General features: G+C 67.7%; 6 protein-coding genes. All 6 read left to right on the plus strand.

The annotated features are described in order from the left end of the window. Positions 1-180: 180 nt before the first annotated feature. Positions 181-759 (plus strand): 16S rRNA (guanine(966)-N(2))-methyltransferase RsmD, encoded by a 579-nt coding sequence (gene rsmD, locus IAE56_RS20505; protein ID WP_200753786.1) that lies wholly within the window; start codon positions 181-183, stop codon positions 757-759. A gap of 26 nt (positions 760-785) precedes the next feature. After that, positions 786-1,295 carry a pantetheine-phosphate adenylyltransferase gene (coaD, locus tag IAE56_RS20510; protein ID WP_008267036.1) on the plus strand — a complete coding sequence of 170 codons (510 nt, stop codon included), beginning with the start codon at positions 786-788 and terminating at the stop codon, positions 1,293-1,295. 77 nt (positions 1,296-1,372) lie between these two features. Beyond that, positions 1,373-1,864: a hypothetical protein gene (locus IAE56_RS20515; protein ID WP_200753787.1), complete on the plus strand. Its 492-nt coding sequence runs from the start codon at positions 1,373-1,375 to the stop codon at positions 1,862-1,864. A 131-nt stretch (positions 1,865-1,995) separates the two neighbouring features. Beyond that, positions 1,996-2,277 (plus strand): YfhL family 4Fe-4S dicluster ferredoxin, encoded by a 282-nt coding sequence (locus tag IAE56_RS20520; protein WP_079221516.1) that lies wholly within the window; start codon positions 1,996-1,998, stop codon positions 2,275-2,277. After that, positions 2,274-4,004, plus strand: a complete 1,731-nt coding sequence (gene ggt, locus IAE56_RS20525) for a gamma-glutamyltransferase (protein ID WP_200753788.1) — start codon at positions 2,274-2,276, stop codon at positions 4,002-4,004. Before IAE56_RS20520 ends, ggt begins: the two co-directional genes overlap by 4 nt. A gap of 142 nt (positions 4,005-4,146) precedes the next feature. Beyond that, positions 4,147-5,034 carry an MBL fold metallo-hydrolase gene (locus IAE56_RS20530; RefSeq protein WP_200753789.1) on the plus strand — a complete coding sequence of 296 codons (888 nt, stop codon included), beginning with the start codon at positions 4,147-4,149 and terminating at the stop codon, positions 5,032-5,034. The last annotated feature ends 136 nt before the right edge of the window (positions 5,035-5,170 follow it).

A 5,170-nucleotide genomic window follows, 5' to 3' on the forward strand; every position in this document is an offset into this window, starting at 1 on the left:
CTTACATGGACGTACTTGCAGCGTCCCCCTCAACCGGACCCACCCCGCCATACCACGGAATGCCCGCTTTTGAAGTTGACGTTGACCTTGACGTTGATTCGGCGGGTGCCGGGCGCCGCCCGGCCGAACTACAATTCCGCTCATGGTGAATTTCTCGAAGAACCCCCGCCGGGGGCGCCGGTGAGCGGCCGTGGTGGCAATGACGGCCAGGTCCGCATCATCGGCGGGCGCTGGCGCAATACCCGCTTGCCGGTGCCGACCCTGCCGGGCCTGCGGCCCAGCAGCGACCGCGTGCGCGAAACGCTGTTCAACTGGCTGCTGCCCAAGCTCGGCGGTGCCCGCGTGCTGGACCTGTTCGCCGGCAGCGGCGCGCTGGGCCTGGAAGCCGTCTCGCGCGGTGCGGCCCACGCCACCCTGGTCGAGCGCGATGCCCAGCTCGGCCGCAACCTGACCGCCGCCGTCGCCAAGCTGCAGGCGGCCGAGCAGGTCAGCGTGGTCCAGGCCGATGCCCTGCGCTGGCTGCAGAGCGCGCCGGCCCAGCAGGCCACACTGGTCTTCATCGACCCGCCGTTCGCCGACGGCCTGTGGCAGGACGTGCTCGCCCAGCTGCCGCGCCACCTCGCCGCCGATGCCTGGCTGTACCTGGAATCCCCGGCCGGCCACGCGCCCGTGCTGCCGCCGGAATGGCTGCTGCACCGCGAGGGCGGCACCCGCGAGGTGCGCTTTGCCCTGTACCGCCGCGCCACTGCTACACTTTGACCTCATCTGAACATCTGCTACCGCCCATGACCGTGGCCAACCGCCGCATCGCCGTCTACCCCGGCACGTTCGACCCCATCACCAATGGTCATATCGACCTGGTGAGCCGGGCCGCGCCGTTGTTCGAAAAGGTCGTGGTCGGCGTGGCGCAGAGCCCGTCCAAGGGCCCGGCGCTGCCGCTGGAGCAGCGCGTGCAGCTGGCCCGGGGCGCCTTGGGCCACCACAGCAATGTCGAGGTCATCGGCTTCGATACCCTGCTGGCCCATTTCGTACGTTCGGTCCAGGGCGGGGTGCTGCTGCGTGGCCTGCGCGCGGTGTCCGACTTCGAATACGAATTCCAGATGGCGAGCATGAACCGCCACCTGATCCCGGAGGTCGAGACCCTGTTCCTGACCCCGGCCGAGCAGCACAGCTTCATTTCGTCCTCGCTGGTCCGCGAGATCGCCCGCCTGGGAGGCGACGTGTCCGGTTTCGTGCCGGCCGCCGTGCTCGAGGCGCTGCGCAAGGTCCGCGAAGCGAAGTCGGCGCAGTCGTAAATCCTGCCCGCCGGCAGGGCCAGTAGTACCACGCACCCCCATTACGTAAACCACACGCACCACTCGGGAGGAAACCCATGAACACCACCATGCGCGCGATGCTGATCGCTTCGTTTGCCCTGGCCTTCACCGCCTGCAAGAAGGAAGAGGCCGCTCCGGTCGAAGACGCCAAGCAGGCCCTGGTCGCTCCGGCCAAGGAAGACGATGCAGGCTGGAAGAAGTACCTGCAGGAAGTGGCGATCCAGAACATGGGCAACATCTCCAACAGCCCGTTCCTGTATTACCTCTCGCCGGAATCGGATCCGGACTTCCAGGCCAAGTACGAGCGCCAGACCGAAAGCGCGACCCAGGCCGTGGCCCGCGGCGTGCAGCCGGGCAACATGCTGGCCTTCGGTTCGTCGGCCTCGGGCAAGATGGCTGACATGATCCAGGCCGTGTTCAAGGACGTCTCGCCGGATTCCATGAAGGGCGTGCGCGTCGTCTTCATCGGCCAGTCCGCTGACAACGCCCGCGTGCAGGCTGCCGTGCAGCCGACCGGCGCCGAGTACATTTTCGTCGAAGCCAAGTAAGACCGTGCCATGGCGGCCATGCTCCGGCATGGCCCGGGCGGCGCTCCGCAAGGGCGCCGCTGATGACCTGACCGACCCGCGCGCCCGCGCGGGCCGGTCCTTGTCCCAAGGCGCGGGCGAGGAGTATCGCCATGTCGCTGAAAATCAACGAGCTCTGCGTCAACTGTGACGTCTGCGAGCCGGCCTGCCCGAACCAGGCCATTTCGATGGGTGAAACCATCTACCTGATCGACCCTGCGCGCTGCACCGAATGCGTGGGTCACTTCGACGAGCCACAGTGCGTGGTCGTCTGCCCGGTCGAATGCATCGATCCGGACCCGGAGATCGTGGAAACGGAAGTCCAGCTGCTGGCCAAGTTGCGCCGACTGCAGCACGATCACCCCGAACTCTACGCGGAGCCCCCATCCGAATGAAGACGCTGATCGTCCGCCCCCTGCTGCTGCTCAGCCTGGTGCTGAGCCCGCTGGCCTGGGCCGAAACCACCGCCCGTGCCGAGCGCCCTGATGGTGCGGCCATCGCCAGTGGCCATGCGCTGGCCACCCAGGCCGGCATCGACATCCTGGCGCAGGGCGGCAACGCCTTCGACGCCGCGGTGGCGGTGTCCTCCACCCTGGCCGTGGTCGAGCCGATCAGCTCGGGCCTGGGCGGCGGCGGCTTCTTCCTGCTGCACGATGCAGCGACCGGCAAGGACATCATGCTGGATGCGCGCGAGACCGCCCCGGCGGCCGCGACCCCGCAGGCGTTCCTGGACAAGCAGGGCAACCTGGACCGCGACCGCTCGGTCAACGGCCCGTGGTCGGCCGGCATCCCCGGCCTTCCCGCCGCGCTGGTGGAACTGTCGGCCAAGCACGGCAAGCTGCCGCTGTCGGCCTCGCTGCAGCCGGCCATCCGCATCGCCCGCGAAGGGTTCCCGGTCTATGACCGCATGGCCAAGGGCTACGCGTCGCGCCGCGAGGTGATGGAACGCTTCCCCGGCACGCGCGAGGTCTACCTGCGCAACGGCAAGCCGATCGCTACCGGGGATCTGTTCAAGCAGCCTGAGCTGGCACAGACCCTGGAGCGCCTGGCGGCCGGCGGTCGCGATGGCTTCTACAAGGGCCAGACCGGCAAGCTGCTGCTGGAAGGCGTGAAGCAGGCCGGTGGCAAGTGGACGGCCGACGAGCTGGCCGGCTACCAGGTCAAGCTGCGCGAGCCGATCGTGTTCGACTACAACGGCTGGAAGATCACCACCGCGCCGCCGCCGTCGTCCGGTGGCATCGCCCTGGCCAGCATGCTGCAGATCCTGGAAGGCTGGGACATCAAGCAGATGGATGCGGCCCACCGCACCCACCTGGTGGTGGAAGCGATGCGCCGCGCCTACCGCGACCGCACCTTCTTCCTCGGCGATCCGGACTTCGTGCAGATCCCGCAGAAGGTGCTGACCAGCAAGGATTACGCGCAGGGCCTGCGGGCCACGATCCACCCGGACAAGGCCACCCCCAGCGACCTGCTGTCGGGTAACCCGACCCCGCTGGAAGATGACGAGACCACGCATTTCTCGATCATCGACCGTGATGGCAACCGCGTCGGCGCCACCCAGACCGTCAACCTGCTGTACGGCTCGGGGCTGATTCCCAAGGGCACCGGCGTGCTGCTGAACAACGAGATGGACGACTTCGCGCTGAAGCCGGGCACCCCCAACGCCTTCGGCGTGATGGGCTATGCGGCCAATGCACCGAAGCCGGGCAAGCGCATGCTCAGCTCGATGACGCCCACCTTCATGGAGAACGCCGACAAGGTGGTGGTGCTGGGCACCCCGGGCGGCAGCCGCATCATCACCATGGTGCTGCTGGGCATCCTCGGCTATGACGCTGGCCTGGACGCGCAGCAGGTGGCCGCGTTGCCGCGCTACCACCACCAGTGGCTGCCGGACCTGATCGAGGCCGAGAGCGATGCCTTCGACGCGGACACCGTGAAGCAGCTGCAGGCGATGGGCCACAAGATCGACCTGCCGGGCGACGTCGCCGCTGGCGGCCGCGGCTCCAGCCACGTGTGGGGCAACCTGCAGACCGTGGAGTGGGACCGCAAGGCCAACAAGCTCTACGGCGGCAGCGACCCGCGCAACCCGGTGGGCAGCGCCCAGGTCGTACCGGCGCACTGAGGCGGCGGTAGCGCCGGGCCATGCCCGGCGAAATGAGAATCACCGATACCCCCAGAACCCCGCCACCCGGCGGGGTTCTGCGTTTTCCGCCCCGCAATTCCGGCTAGCGATTATTTAACGGGGGGCCCTCGATAATTGCCGCATGAAACTATGGTCGATTCGTGGGAACTCGCAACGCCTGGATGGCGGTGCGATGTTCGGCAACGCGCCGCGTGCGGTGTGGGAAAAGTGGGCGGCTCCGGACGAGCTCAATCGCATCGAGCTGGCCTGCCGTGCGTTGCTGGCCAGTCCGCTGGATGGCAAGACCGTGCTGTTCGAGACTGGCATCGGTGCGTTCTTCGACCCACGCATGCGCGACCGCTACGGCGTGCAGGAAAGCCAGCACGTGCTGATCGATTCGCTGCGCGAGGCGGGTTTCGAACACGAGGACATCGACGTGGTGGTGCTCAGCCACCTGCACTTCGACCACGCTGGCGGCCTGCTGGCAGCATGGAGCGAAGGCCGCTCGCCGGAACTGCTGTTCCCCAACGCGACCTTCGTGGTCGGTGCGCAGCACTGGCAGCGGGCGCTGCAGCCACATCCGCGCGACCGCGCCAGCTTCATCCCCGAGCTGCCGGGCCTGCTGCAGGCCACCGGCCGCCTGGAAGTGGTGGAGGGCGAGTACTCCAAGGTGCTGGGCAGCAGCGTGCGCTTCAGCTACAGCGACGGCCATACGCCGGGCCTGATGCTGGCCGAGATCGTCGGCCACGCGCATGCCGGCGAGGATGCGCACGGCGGCGTGGTGTTCTGTGCGGACCTGATCCCGGGGCGCTCGTGGGTGCACGTGCCGATCACCATGGGCTACGACCGCAATGCGGAGCTGCTGATCGACGAGAAGCGGCGCTTCCTGGAAGACAAGCTTGCGCGCAACGTGCATCTGTTCTTCACCCATGACCCGCAGGTGGCGCTGGCGCAGCTGGGGCGGGATGAGAAGGGGCGTTTCGTGACCCTGCATGAGCAGGGGGAGCTGAAGGCGCGGGCGTTGGGGTAAGGGGTTTTTCGGCAGGGCTTGCAGCCCTGCACCTGCAGAAGCCGAAGCAAGATCAAGAGCGGCATTCCGTGGGACGGCGTGGCGGTGTGGGTGGTCAGGACACGCCGTAAACCCATCCATGGGGGCTCGATGGCGC

This window comes from Stenotrophomonas sp. S41 (assembly GCF_016624625.1).
Lineage (GTDB): Bacteria > Pseudomonadota > Gammaproteobacteria > Xanthomonadales > Xanthomonadaceae > Stenotrophomonas.